Consider the following 22,590-nt stretch of genomic DNA (forward strand, 5'->3'; position numbering starts at 1 on the left):
CGATTCCGCCTGGTCCGGTCCTCTGTCGATGTCCTGGCCGCTTCCGGTATCGGTGCCTGTTCATCAACCATTCGTTGTAGACGAAGGAGAAACATGAACGCCCGCACAACGCGAAAGCGCATCGCCGCTGCAGTGGTCGGCGTGCTGACGGTGGCTGCCCTGGGATTCAGCGCCGCGCCTGCCTCCGCCAAGATGTCTGACGGTTACGTCCGTGGATACGACGAGTTCAGCGGCGACTGGAGCGACGAAGGAACGCTGGGAATGCATATTGCCAGCAACGGGAACTCCAACGCGGTCTGCCTGTGGCAGAAGATCCTCTGGGCGGAAGGCGCGGAGGAGTCGAACGGTTCGGCATTCGACCAGTCGGACATCGACGGGCACTTCGGTGACAACACCCGGCATGCGACCGAGGACCTGTCGGAGAGGTGGTTCGGGTGGCTCGACAAGAGGGTCGATGTCCAGGGTGATCTGTTCAACCGCGCCGACAACCAGCTCGAGCGCACCAGCGGCAGTGATGACCGCGGAAGAACGCTGACGCTCAGGTACGACGGGTCGGCACACAACACCACCATGACCCGCAACACCGAGGGCCAGTACGAGTTCTACGACGGCAATGGTGTCAAGCGAGCAGCTGGGTACAACTACAACAGCTGCGACTGACACCCGGTTCGCCCCGGTCAAGGCCGGGGCGAACCATCCCGACAGCTCGGTGTCCGCGGGCCCGCGACGGCCGCACGTCAGGTTCCCTGAACGTGCAGCGCTGCCGCCGAGCGCGGGTCGTGCGTGGCGACGTAGTGGTCCTCCGCGGCGACCCAGCGCCGGATCCACACGTCGTCGTTCTCGCCCCGCTCCACCTGCCGCCGCAGGCGGGTCTCCTCCGACGTCTCGACCCACACCGCGACGTCGATGAGGTCGAGGAGCTGCGGCCGCAGCGTGTAGACCCCCTCGACCACGACGACGTCGGGCATCGGCTGCTCGACCCAGTCCCCCATCGTGGCCCGACCCCAGTCGTAACGCTGGTAGCGCAGGACGGCGTCGCCGCGCCGCACCGGCTCGAGCACCTCACGGCGCAGCCGCTGCCAGTCGAAGTACTGCTCGGCGCCCGCGGCCGGGTCGAGGGCCGCGCGCTCGTCGTCGGGGAGGTCACGGTAGAAGTCGTCGCCCTCGACGACGACGGCGTGGCCGAGCTCACCGGCGACGGCACGGGCGAACGTCGACTTCCCGGCGCCTCCCTGGCCGTCGATGCCGACGAGGGCCGGCCGCCGGTCGACGTCGGCGAGGAGCTCGCGCAGGGTGCGGGCAGCGTGGGCGGTCGTGGTCGTCATGGTGACCCACCTTAGGCAAGGAAGCAGAGAGGCCCCGCGGACTCGACGTCCGCGGGGCCTCTCTGTCGAAGGCCTAGATCACCAGCCGCGCTCGGCCAGCCGGTGCGGCTCGGGGATCTCGTCGACGTTGATGCCGACCATCGCCTCGCCGAGACCGCGCGAGACCTTGGCGATCACGTCGGCGTCGTCGAAGAACGTGGTGGCCTGGACGATCGCCTTCGCGCGCTGCTCGGGGTTGCCCGACTTGAAGATGCCCGAGCCGACGAACACGCCCTCGGCGCCGAGCTGCATCATCATCGCGGCGTCCGCCGGGGTGGCGATGCCGCCCGCGGTGAACAGCACGACCGGCAGCTTCCCGGTGGTCGCGACCTCCTTGACCAGCTCGTACGGCGCCTGCAGCTCCTTGGCGGCGACGAACAGCTCGTCCTCCGGAAGCGAGGTCAGGCGGCGGATCTGCTGGCGGATCTGACGCATGTGCGTGGTCGCGTTCGACACGTCACCCGTGCCGGCCTCGCCCTTCGAGCGGATCATCGCCGCGCCCTCGGTGATGCGACGCAGCGCCTCACCCAGGTTCGTCGCACCGCACACGAAGGGAACGGTGAAGTTCCACTTCTCGATGTGGTTCGCGTAGTCCGCCGGGGTCAGCACCTCGGACTCGTCGATGTAGTCGACGCCGAGCGACTGCAGCACCTGCGCCTCGACGAAGTGCCCGATGCGCGCCTTCGCCATCACGGGGATCGAGACGGCCTCGATGATGCCGTCGACCATGTCGGGGTCGCTCATGCGCGACACGCCGCCCTGCGCACGGATGTCCGCAGGCACCCGCTCCAGCGCCATGACGGCCACCGCGCCCGCGTCCTCGGCGATCTTCGCCTGGTCGGGGGTGACGACGTCCATGATGACGCCGCCCTTGAGCATCTCGGCCATACCGCGCTTCACGCGCGCGGTGCCGACCGTACCCACGGTGTTCTCGCCGGTCACGGATTCAGTCACGGTTACCTCGCAAAGTTCTCGCCGATGAGATCGACGCCGGTCGTTCCGGGCGCGGTCGGCGCCCTGACCGAATTCTATCGTCCGCCCCGACCCGCCCAGTCCGCCGTTCACAGGGCGGTCATCCGCCGTTGGGCTCCAGGGCGTGCGGCAGGGCGTCGTCCAGCTCGACGGTTCGCGGCATCGGCGCCCGGCCCGCCAGGTGGAACAGCCGGACGTACCAGAGCCTGCGCACCCGCCGCGTCTGCGCGACCGCCTCGTTGTGGAACCGGCGCGCCAGCGTCGCGCGGTACCAGGCCGCGGCGAGCGCCGCCACGATCTCGCTCGACGGCCCCGCGAGCAGGAGCTGTATCGACTCCGGCTCCCCCATCGCCTCCCGCAGGGTCGCCGTGAGCCCCGACTCCGCCCGCTCCCGGTCCGGGCCCAGCCCGTCCATCTTGAGTGCGGCGGCGGGCGAGGTGACGGGTCCGGCGTCCGACGCCGTGTACGCGGCGTCCGCCACGAGGATGGCGCTCGCGGGGTCCAGCGCGCCCGACGCCGCGAGCTCGACCGCCGTCGACGCCCTGCGCACGAGCTGCGCGTCGAGCGCGATCCGCGACGCGGCGACCTTGCGGTGCAGCCGGTCCACGCGATAGGCGGCCCGCCAGGCGAGCAGGAGGCCGACCGCGAGGACCCCGAGCGCCACGAGCGCGATCTCCGACCAGGTCATGCGTCGCCTCCGACCCGGCGCGGGAAGAGTCCCATGACGCGTCCGACGACGTCGCCGCCGATCGCGTTGTCGGCAGCGAGCGTCATGTCGTAGACGGCGAGCACCTGCTCGGTGACGCCGGACCAGTCGAACCGCTGGACCCACTGCGTGGCGTGGGCGCGGTAGGCGTCGCGCCGGGCGGGGTCGGCGAGCAGCGCCAGCACCGTGGCGGCGAGGTCGTCGGGGTCACCGGTGCGGAAGAGGGCGCCCGCGGCGCCGTCGTCCAGGACGCGCTGGAAGGCGCCGAGGTCGCTGGCCACCACGACGGCCCCGGCGGCCATGGCCTCGACGAGCACTATGCCGAAGCTCTCCCCGCCGGTCTGGGGCGCCACGTACAGGTCGGCGGAGGCCAGGAGCTCGGCCTTCTCGGCGTCGGTGACGCCGCCGAGGAACTCGACGGACGAGGCCTGCTCGCCCAGCAGCTCACGGGTCTCGGCGACGATGCCGTCCCCGCGGCCCGCCACCAGGAACCGGGTCCCGGGTTTCCCGGCGAGGATCGTGGGCACGGCCTGCACGAGGAGGTTCAGGCCCTTGCGCGGCTCGTCGAGCCGGCCGAGGAACGCGACCGTCGGGGCGGAGGGTGTCCCGGTCCACTCGGGGCGCCGGGGGCTGCTCGCGAACACTTGCGTGTACACCCCGTTCGGGATGACGACGGCGTCGCCGCCGAGGTGGTCCACCAGGGTGCGGCGTGCGTCCTCGGAGACGGCGATCCGGGCGGCGACCTTCTCCAGGGACTGTCGGACCAGCGGGTAGGCGACCTGGAGCGCCCGCGAGCGCACCTGCGAGGTGTGGAAGGTCGCGACCACGGGCTCGGTCGTCTGCCACAGCGCGAGCATCGACAGCGACGGCACCATCGGCTCGTGCAGGTGGACGATGTCGAAGGCGTGGCCGCCGATGCCACCCTCGAGCCAGCGGCGGACCCGGGTGGCGGTCAGCGGCCCGAAGGTGAGCCGTGCGACCGACCCGTTGTAGGGCACGGGGACGGCGCGGCCGGCGGCGGTGACGACGTCGGGCAGCTCCGTGTCGTCGCTGGACGGGGCGAGCACCGACACCTCGTGGCCGGCGGCCTGCAGCGCCTCGGCCAGGTCGCGCACGTGGAACTGGACGCCGCCCGGGGCGTCGAAGGAGTAGGGGCAGACGATGCCTATCCGCAGCACGCGAGGGCTGCGGCGTCGGACGCCTCTCATCCGGTCTCCCGCGCGCGGCGGGCGACGTTCCGGCGAGCGGGGCCGAGGTCGTCGACGAACACGCGCTGCAGCATGTGCCAGTCCTGTGTGTGCTCGACGATCGTCCGCGCGAGCAGGTCCACCCAGCCCTGCGTGAGCAGGCGGGCCCGCTCGTCGCGCGGCAGCCCGGCGTCCGGTACGGGTAGCGGCGGGTGGAAGGTGATGACGATCCCCCACGGTGTGCGGGCGGCCCGACGTCGCTCGCCACGCAGCCGCTCGTAGGTGATGCTCACCGCGTGCACGGGGACCCCGGCCTCCAGGCCGAGCAGGGCCGGCCCGGCGGCGACCCGCGCCCGGTGCCCTGCGAGATCCACCTCGATGCCCGTCGAGGTGAGGTCACGGTCGCTGAGCAGCGGGATGAGCTTGCTGCCCTCCTTCGCGCCGCGGACCAGCGCGCCGAGCACGTCGCCGCTGCCCAGGGCCAGCACGTTGATGCCGAGGGAGCCGCGGAACCGGACGAACTCGTCGAACAGCTCGTCGGGCTTGAGCCGTTCGGCGACGGTGAGCACGCTCGCGAGGTACTGGGAGCCGTAGGCCCCGGCCAGGTCCCAGTTGCCGAGGTGGCCCAGCGCCAGGGAGGCCGCTCCCCCGCCGTCGACCACCGGCCGCACGTGCTCGTCGTAGCCCTCCACGCGCACGCGCGCCCGGAGCTGCTCCGGCGTGATGCCCTGCAGGGTGAACGCCTCGCGGAAGTAGCGCATGTAGCTGCGCATCCCGGCGCGGGACAGGCGGCGAATCGCGGCGGCGTCGAGGTCGGGCCGGACGCGGGCGTAGTTGGCCTCCATGCGGCGCACGCTCTTGCCGTGCCGCAGCCAGGTGACGTCGGCCACCACGGTGAACAGACCCCGCAGGACCGGCTCCGGGATCTTCGTCGCGTTCCGCCACGCGAACGTGTGCGCCGCCGCGACGTTCATCAGGCCTCCTGCCCGGCCCTGCTGGTGAGCTGCGCCCGCACGGTCGCCATGCGCTGGAAGACGGTGACGAGGCTCGCGAGCGCCAGCAGCGTCAGGACCACCTCCAGCACCACCACGGGCAGGCCCACCTGGATGAACGTGAACGGGACGAGGGCCAGCAGGAGCCGGTCGGCGCGCTCGGCGATGCCGACCTGGGCGGTGGCGCCGACGCTCTCGGCCCGCGCCCTGGCATAGGGCACGACGCTCCCCAGCACCAGGCAGGCCAGCGCGACGGCGATGCCCCAGACGCCGTTGTGCTCGTCGGGGTGCAGCACGAACCAGAGCATGATGCCGCCGAACACGGCGCCGTCGGCCACGCGGTCCAGCGTGGAGTCGAGGAACGCGCCCCACGGTCCGGACCGCCCGGACATGCGCGCCATCACGCCGTCGAGCGAGTCGAACAGGACGAAGAACCCGACCAGGAGGCCACCCACGAGCGTGTACCCCAGGGGGAACAGCGTCAGTGAGATCGCCGAGACGATCAGCGTGCCGGCGATGGTCACGGCGTCCGGTGAGACCCGCAGCGCGAGCAGCAGCCGGGCCAGGGGCGTGAACACCGTGGTCATGAGGGAGCGCAGGCTCCGTAACATTCAGTTCTCCTCTTGGTTGCCGCCCCCTGCGGTCACCCACGCCTCCGCGAGCCGGCGGCGAGTCTCTCCCAGCAGCTCGGGCAACGCCTTGGTCTGTCCCACCACGGGCAGGAAGTTCGCGTCACCCAGCCAGCGAGGCACCACGTGCTGGTGCAGGTGCGCCGCGATGCCCGCGCCCGCGACCTCGCCCTGGTTGATACCAAGATTGAAGCCTGCCGGCGCGTACACGGCGCGCGACACGCGCATGGCCTGCTGAGTCATCTGCGCCAGCTCGACGGTCTCGGCAGCGGAGAGGTCCGTGTAGTCCGAGACGTGCCGGTACGGCAGCACCATCAGGTGCCCCGAGTTGTACGGGTAGAGATTCAGCACCACGTAGCACCGCTCCCCGCGGGCGACGACGAGACCCTGCTCGTCGTCGCCCTGCGGGATGCGGCAGAACGGGCACTGCCCGGCCGTCGAGTCGGCCGGCTTGTCCTGGCCGCCGATGTAGACCATGCGGTGCGGCGTCCACAGCCGTTCGTACCCGTCGTCGGACGGGCCGAAGTCCGCGGCGTCCTGGACGGTGGGTTCCATCAGGCCTGCTGCGACCGCTCGGCCACGGCCGCCACGATGCGCTCGACGGCGTCCGCCACGGGCACGCCGTTCTCCTGCGCGCCGTCGCGGAACCGGAACGAGACGGCGCCGGCCTCGGCGTCCTCGCCACCGGCGATGAGGGTGAAGGGCACCTTCTCCTTGGACGCGTTGCGGATCTTCTTGGCGAACCGGTCGTCCGACAGGTCGATCTCGACGCGGACACCGCGGGCCGTGAGCTGCGCGGCGACGTCCTTGACGTAGTCGTCGAACGCCTCGGCGACCGGGACGAGCTTGACCTGCACGGGGGCGAGCCACGCCGGGAAGGCGCCCGCGTAGTGCTCGATGAGCACGCCCATGAACCGCTCGATAGAGCCGAACTTGGCCGAGTGGATCATGACCGGCTGCTGGCGCGTGCCGTCGGCAGCCGTGTACTCCAGCCCGAAGCCCTTGGGCTGGTTGAAGTCGTACTGCACGGTGCCCATCTGCCAGGTCCGGCCGATGGCGTCCTTGGCCTGCACGGAGATCTTCGGGCCGTAGAACGCGGCGCCGCCCGGGTCGGCGACGAGCTCCAGGCCGGTCTCCCGACCGACCTCCTCGAGGATCTTCGTGGCCGCGGCCCAGTCCTCGTCGGAGCCGACGAACTTGTCCGGCTTGGAGTCGTCCCGCGTGGACAGCTCCAGGTAGAAGTCGTCCAGGCCGAAGTCGCGCAGCACGCTCAGCATGAAGTCCAGGAGGTGCTTGACCTCCGACGGCGCCTGCTCGGGCGTCACGTAGGAGTGCGAGTCGTCCTGGGTCAGGCCGCGCACGCGCGTCAGGCCCTGCACCACACCGGACTTCTCGTACCGGTACACCGAACCGAACTCGAACAGCCGCAGCGGCAGCTCACGGTACGAGCGCCCGCGCGAGGCGAAGATCAGGTTGTGCATCGGGCAGTTCATGGCCTTGAGCCGGTACTTGGACCCCTCGAGGTCCATCTCCGGGAACATGGTGTCCGAGTAGTACGGCAGGTGCCCCGAGGTGTGGAACAGCCCGTCCTTGGTGATGTGCGGCGTGCCGACGTAGGAGAAGCCCTCCTCGATGTGCCGCTGGCGGACGTAGTCCTCCATGACCCGCTTGATGACGCCGCCCTTGGGGTGGAACAGCGGCAGGCCGGAACCGACCTCGTCGTGGAAGCTGAACAGGTCCATCTCGGCGCCGATACGACGGTGGTCGCGGCGCTCGGCCTCGGCCAGCCGCTCCAGGTGCGCCCTGAGCTCGTCCTTGGAGGGCCAGGCCGTTCCGTAGACGCGCTGCAGCATCGGGTTCTTCTCGCTGCCGCGCCAGTAGGCGGCCGCCGAGCGCATGAGCTGCACGCCGTTGCCGATCAGGCGGGTGCTCGGCAGGTGCGGCCCACGGCACAGGTCGCTCCAGACCACGGTCTCGCTCTCGCGGCCTGCGCCCCGGACGTTGTCGTAGATGGTCAGCTCGGCGCCGCCCACCTCGACATTTTCGCCGTTCTCGTCGGTGTCGGAGCCGCCCTTGAGGCCGATCAGCTCCAGCTTGTACGGCTCGTTCGCCAGCTCGGCGCGCGCCTCGTCCTCTGTGACGACCCGACGGCGGAACGTCTGGCCCTCCTTGATGATGCGGGCCATGATCTTGTCGAGGTTCTTGAGGTCCTCGGGCGTGAACGGCGTCTCGACGTCGAAGTCGTAGTAGAAGCCGTCGGTCACGGGCGGGCCGATGCCCAGCTTCGCGTCCGGGTTGACCTGCTGCACGGCCTGCGCGAGCACGTGCGCGGCGCTGTGCCGCAGCACGGCCAGGCCGTCCGGCTCGCCGACGGTCACGGGCTCGACCTTGTGGCCCGCCGGGATCTCCCGGTCGAGGTCCCACAGCTCACCATCCACCCGGACCACCACGACGTCGCGGCGCGTGCCGTACAGCTCGATACCGGTGGTCGTCGCGGTGGTCGTCGTCGCCTCCGTGAGGTTCTCAGCCGGGGTGTGGTCGGCAGGGGCGGGCGGCGATACGACGTCGGACACGACTGTGCTCCTAGAAAAAGGTCACGAGAAAACGGATCGAGGGGCACCGTCGTCTCCGACGGTGCCCCTCGATCGTACCGACCGTCGGTCGCGAGCGCCGACAGCCAGGCGCCCGCGTCCCTCGTCGCCGGTCTAGCGCTCGCGGGGCTGCTCGTCGCCGCCCCACTCCTTGGCCTTCTCGCCCAGCGAGTCGATGAGGCCGTCCGCCTTGTCGGGCGCGACCTCCTTGAGCTTGTCGGTGGCAGCGTCGACGTTCCCGTCGTTGAGCTGCTCCTTCGCCTTCTCGATGTTGTCCGGGTCCGTCACGAACTCCTTGGCCTTGTCAAAAAGCCCCATGTTCGAATCCTCTCGACACAGGCACACGGCTGTGCGCCCCCTGCTCGGCGACGGGGTCCCGCCACCAGTCGAGAACCTACGCGCACCCTGCCGCTCGCGCACTGCTGGGCTGGGCAGATCGGAGCATTCCGGACCCAGGAGTCGGCAGGCGGGCTCCGCGTCTCGTACCGTCAGGCCGTGGAGTACGTCGAGTACCTGACCATCGCCGTCACAGCGGCCGCCGTCATCATCGCCGTCACCGCGCTCGCGCCCCGGGCCGGCGTCGCGTCGCCCCTCGTGCTCGTGGTGCTCGGCGCCGGCGTGAGCTTGCTGCCGTTCGTCCCGGCGATCGAGGTGCCGCCAGAGCTGATCCTCGGCGGCGTGCTGCCCCCGCTCCTGTACTCGGCGGCGGTCGGCCTGCCGTCGATGGACTTCCGGCGCGACTTCGCGGCCATCGGCGGGCTGTCCGTCACCCTCGTGGTGATCAGCTCGGTGCTGCTCGGCCTGCTGTTCCGGTGGCTGATCCCGGACATCGACCTGGCCACCGCCATCGCCCTTGGCGCCATCGTCAGCCCGACCGACGCCGTGGCGACCACCATCGTCAAACGGCTCGGGGCGTCCCCGCGCAGCGTCACGATGCTCGAGGGCGAGTCCCTGCTCAACGACGCGTCGGCGCTGGTGCTGCTCCGGTCGGCGATCGCGGCGACGGCGGCGACCGTCAGCCTGTGGGAGGTCGTCGGCGACTTCGCGTACGCAGCGGGCGTGGCGGTCCTCATCGGCGTCCCCATCGGCTGGGTGGGCCTGCGCATCCGCAGGCGGCTGGGGCACGCCGCGCTGAGCACGGCCATGTCGTTCGTCGTCCCGTTCGCGGCGTACCTGCCGGCGGAGGAGCTGCACGCGTCGGGCCTGGTCGCCGTGGTGGCGGCGGGCCTGGTAACCGGCAACGGGTCCGCGCGGCACCTGCGGCCGCAGGACCGGATCGCCGAGCGGTCCAACTGGCACACCGTCGAGCTGCTGCTCGAGGGCGCGGTCTTCCTGGCGATGGGCATCCAGCTGTTCGACCTGATCGAGGACGTGGAGCGCGGCAACGGCTCGGTCCTGCAGGCGGCGGGCGTCGCCGCGATCGCGGGCGCCGTGGTGCTCGTGGTGCGGGCTGCCTTCGTCACGCCGCTGATCGGCATCCAGGCGCGCAGGGCCCGCCGCGGCGAAGCCGTCCGGGAGACCCTGTCAGGCTTCCAGGACCGCATAGACCTCCGGGTCGCCGCCACCCCGCCCCCGGCCGCCGGGAACACAGCGGTCAAGGGCCGGCGCTCGACCGCCGCCCGGCTGGAACGGATCCAGGGCACGCTGCGCCGCCGCACCGCCGACATCGACTACGTCCTCGCCAAGCCGCTCGGCTGGCGCGAGGGCACCCTGCTGGTGTGGGCGGGCATGCGTGGCGTGGTGACGCTCGCCGCCGCGCAGACGCTGCCGGCGGAGACTCCCGGCCGGTCCTTCCTGGTCCTCGTCGCGTTCGGCGTCGCGTTCGGCACCCTGCTGGTCCAGGGCAGCACCCTGCCGTGGGTGACCCGCCGGCTGGGCCTGATCGGGCAGGACACGACGGGCGACCTCCCTGCCCTGCGCCGCGAGACCGTACGGGCCGCGCGCGACTTCCTCGCCGACCCCCGCCGCCCGGACGGCACGCCGTACGACGACGGCGTGGTCGCCCGGGTGCGCAAGGACATGTTCCGGGAGCACGAGTCGCAGGACGAGGACGCGGAGCTCACCAGGGAGCGGTTCGTCCAGTACCGGGAGCTGCGGCTGGCCGCCATCGCAGCCCAGCGCGAGGAGCTGCTCGCGGCCCGGGCCGCCGGCACCTACGACTCGGCCCAGCTCGGCGACGCCCTGGACCTGCTGGACGCCGAGCAGATCGCCGTCGAGATGCGCAAGGGCAAGCTGCCGATACATTCGGACGATTCGGACCGCTAGCCTCACCCTGTGACGGACTACACACCGCTCCATCTCGACTGGCCCGGCTGTCTCAACGTGCGTGACCTGGGCGGACTCCCCCTCATCGGTGGCGGCACCGTCCGCGAACGGGCGCTGGTCCGCTCGGAGTCCCCCAGCTTCCTGACGGACGACGGCGTCGCCGCCGCCACCGCGTACGGCCTCTCGCGGATCATCGATCTGCGCCGACCGGCCGAGATCGAGGAGTGGCCGAGCAGGCTGGCCGACCTCCCGTCCCACCTGCACCTCCCCGTGCAGGTGGTGGACGACCCGATCGAAGGGCCGTGGGTCCCCCTCTACACGGGGCTGCTGGACCGGCGCCCCGAGCTGTTCGCGCGCGTCGTCGCCGCCATCGCGGACGCGCCAGAGGGACCGGTGCTGGTGCACTGCGCCGCGGGCAAGGACCGCACCGGGCTGGTGGTGGCGCTCGCGCTCTCGCTCGTCGGGGCGGACCTCGACGCGCTGGCCGACGACTACGAGCTCACCAACGAGCGGCTCGCCCCGCGGTACGCCGAGCGCTTCGAGGTGGCGGACGAGGCCGTCCCCGGGCGGGAGATCCCGCCGACCCGGCACGTCATCCTCGGCGCCCTGGAGCACCTGCGGACGCGGCACGGTTCGGTGGAGGCCTACCTCACCCGCAGCGGGCTCACCCCGGGCCACGTCCGAGCCCTGCGCGCACGCCTGATCGCCCCCTCTTCTCGGTGAGTGCTGGATATTCGCCCTTCCGACAGCGATCAGAGGGCGAATATCCAGCACTCAACGGTCAGGGGCGGGTGGCCGCCGCTGCCCACGAGAGCATCGGCGACTGGTTGTTCGTCGCCCTGAGGCGGATCGTCACCGGGCCCGGCTCGGCCAGCTCGACGTCGTAGCTGAGCACCTCGCTCGGGTTCCCCGAGTTCAGGGTCACCGTCCCGACGGGGTGGCTCGCGCCGTCGTGGTCGAGCACGACGTCGGCGCTCCTGCTGCTGTCGGGCCACCACGAGTGCGATCCGGCAGCGAGCGTGTACGAGCCGGCGGGCAGCGTGAAGGTGTAGGACACCTCGGCCCCCACCTGGTTCGCCGTGTACATCCCGGTGGTCGTCGTCTTGTCGTACGCACCGGCGACGACGCCCTTGTAGCTGATCGACCGGCTCCCCGAAGCGCTCTGCGCCCAGTGCCCCCACGCCGCGCCGTTCTCTCGCACGCGGTCGGGTGCGTTGTTCACGAGCGCGTCGCCGACGAGGCCGGAGACGGCCGCGTAGGCGGGCGAGTCGTACCCCAGTGCGCCGCCGCTGGTCGCGTTGACGTCGGCGAACGCGACGGTCCCCCGCGGCACCACCTCGACGTGCGCGGTAGCGGACGCCTGCCCGTAGGAACCCTTGACGGCGACCGTCGCCCAGGCCTCGTCGAACGCCGCCGGGTCGACGGTCCAGTCGACCGGGACCTCGCGGGCGGTGCCGTCGGTGAGCTCCGCCGTGAGTGTGTCGGGCAGGGCGGGAGCCTCGCCGACGTAGGTCGCCACGGTGGGCTCCTCGAGGTCGGCTATCCGGTTCGCGACCGGCGCGGACGCCGTCCGGAGCCGGGCCGCGAGGTCCGCCGCGCCCTGCCCGTCGAGCCGGTAGCGCCTCGGGTCGGCGACCGCGGCGCGAGCGTCCGCGATGCCGTTCTGGAGCACCGTCCACTCGACGTCGGTGAAGTCGCCGGTGCGCTCGACGTCCTCAGCGACGGCCAGCGCGGCGGCGAGCGCCCGGACATCGGCCGCCCGGGTAGCCGGTGCCGAGACCACGCCGACGGCGTCGACGTTGAGCTTGCCCGACGCGACGGTGAGCGTCACCGTGTGCTCGCCCCAGCCGAGGCCCCGCAGCTCGAACGCCTGCTGGTACTGGCCGGACGCGCGGGTGCGGGCATTGAGCTCCACCGGCCCGCCGTCGACCGTGACGTCCAGGCGTGCGGACCCGTCGTTCGGGCCGAGCACGTCCAGCCCGGAGCCCGTGAAGGTGTAGCTCACGGAGGCGCCGTCGGCCTGGTTGATCGACGACGTGCGGCCGTACTCGAACATGCCCTTGCCGTTGGCGTGCGCCCACTTGCCGTCATAGACGAGCTTGGTCGCCGCCGGGTCGTCGAGGTCGGTCATCTCGTGGCCGTCGAGGTACTCGCCGTAGTACGGCACATCGGAGGCCACGCGCTCGACCTTGAGGTTGTCGAACTGCGTCCAGTGGAACCCGCTGGCGAGGTCCACCCAGCCCGACAGGATCGGGGTGGCGTCCGTCCAGGCGAACACCTGCGCGCCGTCGATCCAGCCGGTGACCCGGTCGCCCGCGACCTGCACGGACAGCTCGTGCCATGCGGCTCCGTCCCAGCCGTCGCCCGCGACGGAGCCGCTCTCGACGGTGGTCCCCCGCCGGGTGAGCTGCCAGCCGCCGTCCACGGCCAGCTTGAGCGCGTACGGCGTGCCACGGAGGTCGTGGGAGGTGTCGCCGCCGCTGGAGCGGGCGCCGAGGGCGGCGTAGTTGCCGCTCACGGTGTCGCGCTCGAAGCGGACGTCGACGGTCGCGCGGTAGTTGCTCCAGCGCCGGTCGCCGACGGCGGTGATCGGCTCGCCGTTGTTCCACGCGCCGCCGACGCCGGTGCCCTCGCGGTCGACCTGCTGGCGCAGGACCCGCTCGCCGTCGTCGGCCCGATAAGCCTCGAAGGAGCCGTTGCGGTCCCACGTGTACAGCGGGATCGCGCCGGTGTCCCCGCCGCGGGAGTCGGTGAAGTCCTCGGTCCGGCCGGTCAGTCCGCCGCCGGTGCGGACGACGGGCACGCGCTTGTCCGAGTAGTCGAAGTCGTCGGACCAGAGCACGTTCCGCGGTGCCTCGCGGGTGGCGCCGGCGTCGAGCACCGTGCGCTCGCCCTCGACGGGGAGCGGCGTGGTCCAGCCCTTGTCGCGGCGGACGTCGAGCGAGGTCACGGTGGTGATCGAGTACGGCTGCACGGTGACGCTGTAGGCGCCGTCGGCATCCGCGGAGACGTTGCCGACGTGCTGCTTGTACCGGGCGTCGAAGGCCTCGCCGTCCTCCGCGGCACGGGTCTCCCACACCGCGAGGCGGGGCTTGTACCCGAGGTGCAGGTCCTCCGGGGTGATCCGGTAGGTCCGCGGCGTCTCGGAGTCGTTGACGACCACCGTCGAGAAGTCCGAGCGGTCGGGGGCCGCGAGCGTCAGGTAGTTCGGGCCGCCGTTGCGGCCGTTGACCGGGTTGGTGCCGGTCGCGGTGGTGGCGGAGGCCTGAGGCACCGCACGCCAGATCCCGGACCGGTTGCGCGGGTCCTCCCAGCCGGTCACCGCGAAGTTCGAGAAGTGCTGCAGCGCGGCCAGGCCGGCGTCGTAGTGGATCCACCCGGACCACGGGTCGCGAGCGCTCACGAGCTCCTTGTACGAGTACTGCCCGCCCTCGTAGAACGAGCCGATCGCGGGCTGGTAGATGAAGTGCGTGCGCCGGGAGTTGGCGAAGCCCTTGACGATGGTGTTCGCCATCTCCAGGGAGCTTCCGCTCCCGCCGAGGCCGGTGCCCTCGACCGTCGGGTCGGCCGTGTTGTTGTTCGGCCGGAACGAGGAGTTGCTGAACGTGGCCTGCGCCTCGCTGTTCCAGACCTCCTCGTCGAGCTCGTCGGCCAGGCGCTTGAAGTTCCCGGCGGCGTCGTCGTCGGTGTTGTAGTGGAAGCCGGAGGCGCCCACGACGTCACGCAGCGATGCGTCGGCGACCATCTCGTCGCCGAAGGTGCCGGTGCCGACCTCGTCGGAGATGACCACCTGGATCCGGTGGAACAGGTTCGCCTCACCGCGGCGGAAGCCGGCGAGCCGCGGGTCGTCGCTCACGTAACCCGTGTCGTCGGTGCGGACGCGCTGGGCGTACTCCCTGGTCCACTCCAGGTCGGCGGTGTGCTCGTTCACGCCGGGGTTGACGTAGTCGACCATGAACCCGTACTCGCGGTACGCGGCCAGGATCGTGTTCTTGTACCAGTCGTAGATCTTGTCGTTCGTGTTCGCCCAGGGCACGGCGTTCCAGCGCAGGATCGACACCCTGAGGTCGGGGTTGACCTTCTTGGCGTCGGCGGCGAGCTGGAAGCCGGGGTGGCGGCGCACGTTCGCGGGCTCGTCCGCGGTGCGCATCGTCGCCACGTCCGAACCGGTCGAGTTGTTGCGGTCGTCGCCCATCTCGATCTTGACGTGCTGCATGATCGGGTGCTCGCCGCCGAACAGGATCTGCAGCAGCTCCGCGTACTTCCGCGGCTGCTCGGACTTGTAGTCCATCAGGAGGGCGCTGGTGCTGTTGGCGCTGAGCACGCCGAAGCCCTTGAAGGTCAGGCCGTTGACGTTGTCCGCGGCGACGTCGTCCCCGTCGACGGTGATCTCGGTGACCTCCGGCGCGCGAGGCGCCTCCGCGGCCGATGCTCCAGCTCCCGCGACGAGCGACGACCCGATCACGCCGCACACGAGCATCCCGGCGATGGTGGCTGACGACATTCGTCTACGTCTCATGGCGCTCCCCTTCCACGTTGAAGTGTTCGATCGACGCCGGGCTCACGGCGGAGGCGGTGCAGGTCTTCCTCGAACCGCACGCGGTGGCCATCGACGTCGATGTTCGTTTCTGATCGTTCAAGATCAGCTACTGGGCGCCACGTTATAGGGAGCGGCGAAAAGCGCCAAGATATTGTTCGGTATTGATCACTTCGCCGCGACGGCGGCGCGTCAGTGGTCGCGCGCCGCCCGGTCGTGCGCCGCGGTGAGCAGGCCCCGAGCGGCGGCGAGCGTGCGGTCGGCTTCGGCCGGGGTGATCCGCACGAGCGCGAACGCGCCGATCGAGAGCCCGGTGACCGCGTCGGCGAGGCGTTCCTGCTCCTCCGGCGTGGCAGCGGTCAGGTAGGCGGCGACCCCACGACCGATCGCCGCGCGCAGCTCGTCACGGTAGTCGGCGACGACGCGCGCCACCTCGCCGTCGTGCACGACCGGCGCGGTGGCGGTGTTGATGAGCAGGCAGCCGCTGGTCGCCGACATCGAGTCGGTCCGCGTGAACGCCTCCCGCAGGCCGTCCAGGTACGTGAGCACCGCCTCCGGAGCGACGGCGTCAGCCTTCAGAGGGCGCAGCCTCGGCCGGATGACCTCGTCGAGGTAGCTCTGCACTGCGACGTCGAACAGCCCTCGCTTCGAGCCGAACGTGTTGTAGATGCTCGACCGGCTCAGCCCCGTCGCCTCTTCCAGGGCCGGGACCGAGGCGCCCTCGAACCCGGCACGCCAGAACAGGGTGCGCGCCGCACGCACCACCACATCGCGGTCGAAGCCCTGCGTCCGAGCCATCCCTGCCTCCAGTTGTTCTGAAACGCTCGGTCCAGTATATATTGGAAGAGTCGTTACAGAATAGATCCACCCCGAGGGAGCATGTCGATGTCCGAGTTCATGAGCACGCAGATCCAGCTCGTCTCCCGCCCGACCGGATGGCCGACGCACGAGAGCTTCCGCACCGTCGCCATCGCCCACGACGCCCTCCGGCCCGGCCAGGTACGCGTGCGCAACGAGTTCGTCTCGGTCGACCCGTACATGCGCGGACGGATGAACGACGCGCGCAGTTACGTCGCCCCGTTCGCGCTCGGCGAGACCATCCCTGGTGGTGCGATCGGCCGCGTCGTCGAGTCCGCCGCCGACGGCGTCCCCGTCGGGGCCGTCGTGCTGCACCAGCACGGCTGGTCCGACACGGTGCAGGACGACGCCTCGACCTTCCGCGTCGTCCCCGACGTGCCCGGCGTGCCGCTGTCGCTGCGCCTGCACGTCCTCGGCATGACCGGGCTCACCGCGTACGTGGGGCTCACGGCCATCGCCGGGATGCGGGAGGGTGACACGGTCTTCGTCTCCGGCGCGGCCGGCGCCGTCGGCACCGCCGCCGGCCAGATCGCCAAGCTGCTCGGAGCCAAGCGAGTCATCGGATCGGCAGGATCACCCGAGAAGGTCGCCCTGCTGACCGAGAAGTACGGCTACGACGCCGCCTTCAACTACAAGGACGGCGACGTGCGCGCCCAGCTCGCCGAAGCCGCGCCCGACGGGATCGACGTGTACTTCGACAACGTCGGCGGCGACCACCTCGAGGCTGCCCTCGACGCGTTCAACGACGGCGGACGTGCCGCGCTCTGCGGGGCCATCGCCGTCTACAACACCACCGGGAAGACCCCCGGGCCCGACAACATGGCCAACATCATCACGCGGGGGCTCACCCTGCAGGGGTTCACCCTCGGCGCCTACCTCCACCTCGCCCCCGAGTTCCAGGAGCGGATGACGGCCTGGTTCGCCGCCGGAGAGATCTCCTACGACGAGACCATCGCCGACGGCATCGAGAACACGGTCGACGCGTTCCTCGACATGATGCGCGGCGCCAACACCGGCAAGATGCTCGTCCGCGTCTGATCGAGGAGGCGCAGACCTCGTGCCCGATGGCCCGGTTCCTGGCGGGATCGGACCACCAGCGCTTCAGCGCACGAGGACCGCACCTTCGTGCGCGTCGACCACGCGCGCTGCTTGCCGGGTCAGCATGGTGGCGCCGAGCAGTGCGTGCCCGACCATGATGGGGTAGATCGCCCAGCGTTCGAACAGGCCGATGTTCCACTCGATGCCGGCACGGACGTCCACCATGAACAGGACGAAGCCGATCAGACCGAGAACGCCGAGGGCGATGAGGGCTCTCCCGCGGGAGCGGTCCAGGCCGAGGTGCCGAGCGGACACGCCGGCGACCAACGCGAAGACGTTGCCGCTGACGATGACGCTCTGCGCGCCGAGGAAGTGGAACACGGCGAGACCGTTGGCGAGGTTCTCGGTGGAGCCGTGCACGACGCCGACGAGCGACACCCCGACGCCGGAGAGCACCGCGAGCGCCGTCAGGGCGATCGGCCGCCAGCCCTTGCGCTGGTCCAGGAGCAGTGCGGCACCAAGGATCAGGACGACGCCGTAGAACACCCAGCCGGTGTTCATGACCCAGGCCAGCGGGGAGTCCGCGGCCTGCCCGAACGCGGTCTCGCGTTCGGGCAGACCCAGGTGGCTGACCCAGTTGTACAGGGGCGCGTAGCGGGGGTTGGTCCATGCGGCGGCGGTGACTAGCTCGGCGGCCCAGCTGACCAGCGGGCCGACGAGCAGCAGGACGGCGCCGAGGCGAGCGGCCGGTCCGGTACGCAGGATCGAGGTCATGGTGCTCACGCCTTCAGTGCCATGCCGGGGATGCGAGCGCGGATGGCGTCGAGCTCGGCTTCGTCGGAGATGCCCTGGAAGTCGTACCGGGGTGTGTACGGTCCCTCGAGCGCGCGGACCTCGTCGTCGGTGAGGTCGAGGTCGAGGGATGCCACGGCGTCGTCGATCTGCCCCACGCTTCCGGCGCCCACCAGGGGTGCGGTGACCACCGGCTGGCGGTGCAGCCAGGCCAGGGCGACCTGTGCACGGCTCACGCCGCGGGCGTCGGCGACGGACCCCACGGCGTCGATGATCGCGCGGTTGGATGCCTCCTGTGCGGGCGTGTAGAGCAGGTCGGCGTAGGCGCCGTCGGTCTCGGCCCGGTGGGTGGCGTTGGCCTGGTCCCAGGGCCGGGCGAGGCGACCGCGGCCGAGCGGGCTCCAGATGACGGTGCCGACACCCTCGTCCAGGCACAGCGGGATCATCTCGCGTTCCTCCTCACGCGCCAGGAGGTTGTAGTGGTCCTGCATCGAGACGAACCGGGCCCAGCCGTGCTGCTTCTGCAGGTGCAGAGCCTTGGCGAGCTCCCAGGCGTGCATCGAGGACGCGCCCAGGTAGCGCACCTTGCCCGCCTTGACGAGGTCGCTCAGCGCTTCGAGCGTCTCCTCCAGCGGGGTTGTGGGGTCGTTGCGGTGGACCTGGTACAGGTCGATGTAGTCGGTGCCCAGGCGGCGTAGCGAGTGGTCGACCTCGGTCATGATCGCCTTGCGCGACAGGCCCTTGCCGTTCGGGCCGGGCCGCATGGGGTGACGCAGCTTGGTCGCGATGACGACGTCGTCGCGGTCGGCGAAGTCGGCCAGTGCCCGGCCGAGGATCTCCTCGCTGGAACCGTTGGAGTACAGGTTCGCGGTGTCGAAGAAGTTGATGCCGGCTTCGAGCGCGTGCCGGATGAGGGGACGGGCCCGCTCCTCGCCGAGCGACCAGACGGGGTGTCCCCGGTCGGGCTCGCCGTAGGTCATGGCGCCGATCGCGACCGGGGACACGTCCAGGCCGGTGGTGCCGAGCTTCACGTAACGCACGTGGTGCCTCCTGCTAGAGTAGCAACTCGCGGAGAACTCTCCGCAATAGTTCGAAACTAACGGAGAGTTCTCCGGATGTCAACGGGAGGAGAGGTCTGTGCCTGAGGAGACGACGACCTACGGGACCCAGCGCAAGGCCGCCGAGCGCAACCGCGCCGCGATCCTTGAGGTCGCCCACGACCTGTTCGCCACGAACCCGGCGGCCTCGCTGAACGAGGTGGCGAAGCGGGCGGGCGTCGGTGCAGGGACGCTGTATCGCCACTTCCCCACCCGGGAGGCGCTGATCCTGGCGGTGTACCAGCACGACGTGGAGAAGCTGGTCGGCTCGGTCGACGAGCTCCTGGCGGACCGCCCCGCGAAGGAGGCCTTCATCGAGTGGTTCGAGATGCTGGCCGCGTACATCCGCGTCAAGCACGGCCTGGGCGAGGCGCTGCACCACGCCGCGATCCAGGACGCCATCAACCGGACCTACGCCCCGGTCACCGCCGCCATCGGCAAGCTGCTGGACGCCTGTGTCGAGCAGGGCTCGGTCCGCCCCGGCCTGGGCGCCGGCGACGTGCTGCTCCTGATGAGCTTTCTCTGGCGAGTGGCACCCGACGCGCTCGGCGTGGCTCAAGGACGCAGGCTGACCGCAATGGTGTTCGACGGGATCGCGTCGCCCGAGGCTTCCCGCTGACGGTCGCGGGAAGGGCCGGACCGCCCGCTGCACCAGACATGCAGAAGGCCCTCTGGCCGGCGTTTCCGCCGGCCAGAGGGCCTCGTCTTGCTGGTGGGCGATACTGGGATCGAACCAGTGACCTCTTCCGTGTCAGGGAAGCGCGCTACCGCTGCGCCAATCGCCCGAGGTGGGTACGGGATTCGAACCCGTGTGTACGGCTTTGCAGGCCGCTGCCTCGCCTCTCGGCCAACCCACCGTGCTCTCCCACCAAAATGGGTTCGAGCGGATGACGGGACTTGAACCCGCGACCCTCACCTTGGCAAGGTGATGCTCTACCACTGAGCTACATCCGCGTTGCACCAGCTCGGACCCTTTCAGGCCCCTGTTGGTGACGCTCCGGAAGAGTAGTTCACAAACGGTGTGCCGGTCCAATCGAAATGGGCTCGCCACCTGCGACGCGTCTTCCGGAGCCTCCGGGCCCAGGTGCGGGCTATGTTCTGCCGTATGAGTGCGACCGACATCGTCCCCGCCCACCTGTTACCGATCCTGGAGGCGCCGAACTACGGGTTCCTCGGCACCATCCGCCCGGACGACACCGTCCAGGTCAACCCGATGTGGTTCGACTTCGACGGCGAGACGCTGCGCTTCACGCACACCACGAAGCGCGCCAAGTACCGCAACCTGCAGCACAACCCGTCGATGAGCCTCGCGATCATCAACCACGAGGACGTGTTCGGCTACGTCGAGCTCCGCGGCAAGCTGATCGAGGTCATCCCGGACCCGACGGGCGACTTCTACGTCCACCTGGGCAAGCGCTACGGCAACCCGGACCAGCAGCCGCCGCCGGACAGCGCCGACCGCGTCATCCTGGTGATGAGCATCGAGCACGTCGCATCGAAGTAGCCGTCAACGGCGCGGAGCGATGAGTTCTCCGCACACGGCAGGTCTCTCCTGGTACGGAAGATTCCCCGACGAAGGAGAGACCGATGCCGAACCTGATGGTGGACTTCATCATCTCGCTCGACGGTTATGCGGCGGCGGAGGACTGGCCCGGCCTGTGGGGCATGGGCGGGCCCGAGTACCTGGACTGGATCACCTCGGACTCCGAGACGTCGCACACGACACTCATGGGCGCGACGACGTACCGGGTCATGTCCGGGTTCGCCGCCAAGATGCCCGACGATCCCCTGACCACCATGCCCAAGGTGGTGTTCTCGTCGACCCTGAAGGCGCCGCTCTCGTGGGCCAACGCCGAGCTGGTCGACGGCGACGCGGTAGAGGTCGTCCGCGAGCTGAAGCGCACCTCCCCGCGCCCCCTGCGCACCATCGGCAGCCTCAGCCTGAGCCGGTCGCTGCTCAGGGCCGGCCTCGTCGACCGGTTCCGGGTGGTGGTCTTCCCCGTCATCACGGGCGCCAACGGCAAGGAACGCATCTTCGACGGGTACCCGGACGTCAGGCTCGAGCTGGTCAACAACCACCTGTTCGACGGGCAGCTCCAGCTGCTGGAGTACATCCCCACGGTGCTGGACGCGCCGCCGGGGGCCGATGGCTGAGCCAACTTCGGGGCTGGGCCCGGTTCCCCCGGACGTCACGCGTCGGCCGCGACCGGTGCGGTCCTCAGCTCGTGCAGGCGCGAGCCGTCGGTACTGATGGTCGCGGTGGCGGTCGCGATCGCGCCGATCAGGCAGATCACTGCGCAGTACACAATCACGGGCCAGATCTGGCCGCCCACCAACGCGACGAGCGCGGTGCAGATGAAGGGTGCGAGCCCGCCGCCGAGGGTGTTGGAGATCTGGTACCCGATGTTCACGCCGGTGGTGCGGGCCTCCGGGTCGAACATCTCGGCCAGCATGGTCTGCAGCGTCGCCTGCATGGCCACGCCGGGGATCACGAAGCCGAGGATCATGCCGGCCCAGATCAGGAGCAGGTTGCTCGTGTCGAACAGCAGGAACGTCGGCCAGACCAGCACCGCGAAGCCGACGCAGCCCGCGATGTACACCTTCCGGCGGCCGATCCGGTCGGACAGCGCGCCGTACGCCGGGGCGACGACGATCTGCAGGAGGCCGACGATCATCGTTCCCGCGAAGCCCTGCCAGGCCGGGATGTCGTTCTGGTTCACCATGTAGGCGATGCCGAACGTGAGGACCACGTACCCCGCGATGCTCTGCGGCAGGCCGATGAGGATGCCCATGATCGCGTTCTTCGGGTGCCGGAAGACCTCGGCGATCGGGTTGCTCTTCACGCCCGCACTCGCCTGAGCCTGCTTGGTGTCCTTGAACTCCTCCGACTCCTCGAGCTTGCTGCGCAGCACGATCGCGATGATGGCGAGCACGAGGCCGAGGACGAACGGGATACGCCAGCCCCAGGTCATGAACCAGGACTCCGGGCCGAGGCCCAGGCCGGCCATCAGGCCGGCGGACGCCACGTTCGCGATGCCCGCGCCGCTGATCAGGAACGCGCCGTACATACCGCGCCTGCCGACCGGGGCGTGCTCGACGACCATCGTCGCCGCGCCGCCCATCTCGCCACCGACGAAGAAGCCCTGGCACATGCGGAAGAAGATCAGCAGCAGCGGCGCCACGATGCCGATCGACGCCTCCGGCGGGATGAGCCCGATGCCGGCGGTGGCGATGCCCATGCCGACGACGGTGATCATCAGCGTGGTCTTGCGACCGACGCGGTCACCGATGTGGCCGAACACCAGGCCGCCGACAGGGCGGAGGAAGAAGCCGACGGCGAACGTCGCGAACGACGAGAGCTGCGCGACGATCGGGTCCTCACCGGTGAAGAACACCGCGGGAAAGATCGCGGCCGAGGCCAGGCCGTACAGGTAGTAGTCGTAGTACTCCATGAGCGTGCCGATCGCGCCACCGGCGATGGTGCGCTTCTGCGTGCGGGTCAGCGGCGTTGTCGTCATCGGACGATGATGTCGACTTCTGAACACAACGTCTATGCCGCGAA

The 22,590-nt window shown here is 70.3% G+C and carries 21 protein-coding genes and 3 tRNA genes; 7 read left to right on the forward strand and 17 right to left on the reverse strand.

The genetic code is table 11. The features are described 5' to 3' along the window. Positions 1-93 precede the first annotated feature (93 nt). A complete protein-coding gene (locus AB0I32_RS01680; RefSeq protein WP_357502205.1) occupies positions 94-660 on the forward strand; it encodes a hypothetical protein in 567 nt (188 codons plus the stop codon). A 77-nt stretch (positions 661-737) separates the two neighbouring features. On the opposite strand, the gene AB0I32_RS01685 is transcribed toward AB0I32_RS01680, so the two are convergent. The 9 genes from AB0I32_RS01685 to AB0I32_RS01725 form a co-directional block, all read right to left on the reverse strand. Beyond that, positions 738-1,325 (reverse strand): zeta toxin family protein, encoded by a 588-nt coding sequence (locus AB0I32_RS01685; RefSeq protein WP_357502207.1) that lies wholly within the window; start codon positions 1,323-1,325, stop codon positions 738-740. 78 nt (positions 1,326-1,403) lie between these two features. Continuing rightward, positions 1,404-2,306: a pyridoxal 5'-phosphate synthase lyase subunit PdxS gene (pdxS, locus tag AB0I32_RS01690; protein ID WP_357502680.1), complete on the reverse strand. Its 903-nt coding sequence runs from the start codon at positions 2,304-2,306 to the stop codon at positions 1,404-1,406. A 130-nt stretch (positions 2,307-2,436) separates the two neighbouring features. Next, positions 2,437-3,024, reverse strand: a complete 588-nt coding sequence (locus tag AB0I32_RS01695) for a hypothetical protein (protein WP_357502209.1) — start codon at positions 3,022-3,024, stop codon at positions 2,437-2,439. Continuing rightward, the gene (locus AB0I32_RS01700; protein WP_357502682.1) at positions 3,021-4,217 is read right to left on the reverse strand and encodes a glycosyltransferase family 4 protein; all 1,197 of its coding nucleotides are present in this window, start codon (positions 4,215-4,217) and stop codon (positions 3,021-3,023) included. The genes AB0I32_RS01695 and AB0I32_RS01700 overlap by 4 nt, the downstream gene beginning before the upstream one ends. A 29-nt stretch (positions 4,218-4,246) precedes the next feature. After that, complete coding sequence (locus AB0I32_RS01705) at positions 4,247-5,203, reverse strand: phosphatidylinositol mannoside acyltransferase (protein WP_357502211.1); 957 nt, start codon at positions 5,201-5,203, stop codon at positions 4,247-4,249. Continuing rightward, positions 5,203-5,832, reverse strand: a complete 630-nt coding sequence (gene pgsA, locus AB0I32_RS01710; protein WP_357502213.1) for a phosphatidylinositol phosphate synthase — start codon at positions 5,830-5,832, stop codon at positions 5,203-5,205. The genes AB0I32_RS01705 and pgsA overlap by 1 nt, the downstream gene beginning before the upstream one ends. Then, a complete protein-coding gene (locus AB0I32_RS01715) occupies positions 5,833-6,405 on the reverse strand; it encodes an HIT domain-containing protein (protein WP_357502215.1) in 573 nt (190 codons plus the stop codon). Next, on the reverse strand, positions 6,405-8,423 hold the full coding sequence (thrS, locus tag AB0I32_RS01720; protein ID WP_357502217.1) for a threonine--tRNA ligase: 2,019 nt from the start codon (positions 8,421-8,423) through the stop codon (positions 6,405-6,407). The genes AB0I32_RS01715 and thrS overlap by 1 nt, the downstream gene beginning before the upstream one ends. A gap of 132 nt (positions 8,424-8,555) precedes the next feature. Then, positions 8,556-8,759 carry a hypothetical protein gene (locus AB0I32_RS01725; RefSeq protein WP_357502219.1) on the reverse strand — a complete coding sequence of 68 codons (204 nt, stop codon included), beginning with the start codon at positions 8,757-8,759 and terminating at the stop codon, positions 8,556-8,558. Between the two features lie 177 nt (positions 8,760-8,936). Between AB0I32_RS01725 and AB0I32_RS01730 the strand changes: the two genes are divergently transcribed. After that, positions 8,937-10,706 (forward strand): sodium:proton antiporter, encoded by a 1,770-nt coding sequence (locus tag AB0I32_RS01730; protein WP_357502221.1) that lies wholly within the window; start codon positions 8,937-8,939, stop codon positions 10,704-10,706. Between the two features lie 9 nt (positions 10,707-10,715). After that, positions 10,716-11,429 (forward strand): tyrosine-protein phosphatase, encoded by a 714-nt coding sequence (locus AB0I32_RS01735; protein ID WP_357502223.1) that lies wholly within the window; start codon positions 10,716-10,718, stop codon positions 11,427-11,429. 58 nt (positions 11,430-11,487) lie between these two features. On the opposite strand, the gene AB0I32_RS01740 is transcribed toward AB0I32_RS01735, so the two are convergent. Then, a complete protein-coding gene (locus tag AB0I32_RS01740) occupies positions 11,488-15,225 on the reverse strand; it encodes an Ig-like domain-containing protein (RefSeq protein ID WP_357502225.1) in 3,738 nt (1,245 codons plus the stop codon). A gap of 210 nt (positions 15,226-15,435) precedes the next feature. Further along, positions 15,436-16,041, reverse strand: a complete 606-nt coding sequence (locus tag AB0I32_RS01745; protein WP_357502227.1) for a TetR/AcrR family transcriptional regulator — start codon at positions 16,039-16,041, stop codon at positions 15,436-15,438. Positions 16,042-16,128: 87 nt separating this feature from the next. On the opposite strand from AB0I32_RS01745, the gene AB0I32_RS01750 reads away from it, so the two are divergent. Then, a complete protein-coding gene (locus tag AB0I32_RS01750) occupies positions 16,129-17,139 on the forward strand; it encodes an NADP-dependent oxidoreductase (protein WP_357502229.1) in 1,011 nt (336 codons plus the stop codon). 63 nt (positions 17,140-17,202) lie between these two features. Here AB0I32_RS01750 and AB0I32_RS01755 read toward each other — a convergent pair whose 3' ends face one another. Both AB0I32_RS01755 and AB0I32_RS01760 read right to left on the reverse strand, forming a co-directional pair. Further along, a complete protein-coding gene (locus tag AB0I32_RS01755) occupies positions 17,203-17,913 on the reverse strand; it encodes a DUF998 domain-containing protein (protein ID WP_357502684.1) in 711 nt (236 codons plus the stop codon). Positions 17,914-17,918: 5 nt separating this feature from the next. Further along, positions 17,919-18,971 (reverse strand): aldo/keto reductase, encoded by a 1,053-nt coding sequence (locus AB0I32_RS01760; protein WP_357502231.1) that lies wholly within the window; start codon positions 18,969-18,971, stop codon positions 17,919-17,921. A gap of 97 nt (positions 18,972-19,068) precedes the next feature. Here AB0I32_RS01760 and AB0I32_RS01765 point away from each other — a divergent pair, with 97 nt between their 5' ends. Further along, on the forward strand, positions 19,069-19,647 hold the full coding sequence (locus AB0I32_RS01765) for a TetR/AcrR family transcriptional regulator (RefSeq protein WP_357502233.1): 579 nt from the start codon (positions 19,069-19,071) through the stop codon (positions 19,645-19,647). A 91-nt stretch (positions 19,648-19,738) separates the two neighbouring features. Here AB0I32_RS01765 and AB0I32_RS01770 read toward each other — a convergent pair. The 3 genes from AB0I32_RS01770 to AB0I32_RS01780 all read right to left on the reverse strand — a co-directional run bounded on the left by AB0I32_RS01770 (position 19,739) and on the right by AB0I32_RS01780 (position 19,982). Next, positions 19,739-19,813 (reverse strand) — tRNA-Val (locus AB0I32_RS01770). A 1-nt stretch (position 19,814) separates the two neighbouring features. Beyond that, a tRNA-Cys gene (locus AB0I32_RS01775) sits at positions 19,815-19,885 on the reverse strand. Positions 19,886-19,910: 25 nt separating this feature from the next. Beyond that, positions 19,911-19,982: transfer RNA gene (locus AB0I32_RS01780), tRNA-Gly, on the reverse strand. Positions 19,983-20,133: 151 nt separating this feature from the next. Here AB0I32_RS01780 and AB0I32_RS01785 point away from each other — a divergent pair. After that, on the forward strand, positions 20,134-20,532 hold the full coding sequence (locus tag AB0I32_RS01785; RefSeq protein WP_357502235.1) for a PPOX class F420-dependent oxidoreductase: 399 nt from the start codon (positions 20,134-20,136) through the stop codon (positions 20,530-20,532). 83 nt (positions 20,533-20,615) lie between these two features. Further along, on the forward strand, positions 20,616-21,182 hold the full coding sequence (locus AB0I32_RS01790) for a dihydrofolate reductase family protein (RefSeq protein ID WP_357502237.1): 567 nt from the start codon (positions 20,616-20,618) through the stop codon (positions 21,180-21,182). A gap of 35 nt (positions 21,183-21,217) precedes the next feature. Here AB0I32_RS01790 and AB0I32_RS01795 read toward each other — a convergent pair whose 3' ends face one another. Then, complete coding sequence (locus AB0I32_RS01795; RefSeq protein WP_357502239.1) at positions 21,218-22,546, reverse strand: MFS transporter; 1,329 nt, start codon at positions 22,544-22,546, stop codon at positions 21,218-21,220. Between the last annotated feature and the right edge of the window lie 44 nt (positions 22,547-22,590).

It is taken from the genome of Promicromonospora sp. NPDC050249 (genome assembly GCF_040656015.1).
In the GTDB taxonomy this organism is placed as follows: Bacteria; Actinomycetota; Actinomycetes; order Actinomycetales; family Cellulomonadaceae; genus Promicromonospora.

Excerpts from the sequence above, each read along its gene's own strand:
- AB0I32_RS01680 (WP_357502205.1), top strand. The coding sequence starts at position 94 with ATGAACGCCCGCACAACGCGAAAGCGCATCGCCGCTGCAGTGGTCGGC.
- AB0I32_RS01685 (WP_357502207.1), bottom strand. The coding sequence starts at position 1,325 with ATGACGACCACGACCGCCCACGCTGCCCGCACCCTGCGCGAGCTCCTC.
- AB0I32_RS01695 (WP_357502209.1), bottom strand. The coding sequence starts at position 3,024 with ATGACCTGGTCGGAGATCGCGCTCGTGGCGCTCGGGGTCCTCGCGGTC.
- AB0I32_RS01705 (WP_357502211.1), bottom strand. The coding sequence starts at position 5,203 with ATGAACGTCGCGGCGGCGCACACGTTCGCGTGGCGGAACGCGACGAAG.
- pgsA (WP_357502213.1), bottom strand. The coding sequence starts at position 5,832 with ATGTTACGGAGCCTGCGCTCCCTCATGACCACGGTGTTCACGCCCCTG.
- AB0I32_RS01715 (WP_357502215.1), bottom strand. The coding sequence starts at position 6,405 with ATGGAACCCACCGTCCAGGACGCCGCGGACTTCGGCCCGTCCGACGAC.
- AB0I32_RS01725 (WP_357502219.1), bottom strand. The coding sequence starts at position 8,759 with ATGGGGCTTTTTGACAAGGCCAAGGAGTTCGTGACGGACCCGGACAAC.
- AB0I32_RS01740 (WP_357502225.1), bottom strand. The coding sequence starts at position 15,225 with ATGAGACGTAGACGAATGTCGTCAGCCACCATCGCCGGGATGCTCGTG.
- AB0I32_RS01745 (WP_357502227.1), bottom strand. The coding sequence starts at position 16,041 with ATGGCTCGGACGCAGGGCTTCGACCGCGATGTGGTGGTGCGTGCGGCG.
- AB0I32_RS01750 (WP_357502229.1), top strand. The coding sequence starts at position 16,129 with ATGTCCGAGTTCATGAGCACGCAGATCCAGCTCGTCTCCCGCCCGACC.
- AB0I32_RS01755 (WP_357502684.1), bottom strand. The coding sequence starts at position 17,913 with ATGACCTCGATCCTGCGTACCGGACCGGCCGCTCGCCTCGGCGCCGTC.
- AB0I32_RS01785 (WP_357502235.1), top strand. The coding sequence starts at position 20,134 with ATGAGTGCGACCGACATCGTCCCCGCCCACCTGTTACCGATCCTGGAG.
- AB0I32_RS01790 (WP_357502237.1), top strand. The coding sequence starts at position 20,616 with ATGCCGAACCTGATGGTGGACTTCATCATCTCGCTCGACGGTTATGCG.
- AB0I32_RS01795 (WP_357502239.1), bottom strand. The coding sequence starts at position 22,546 with ATGACGACAACGCCGCTGACCCGCACGCAGAAGCGCACCATCGCCGGT.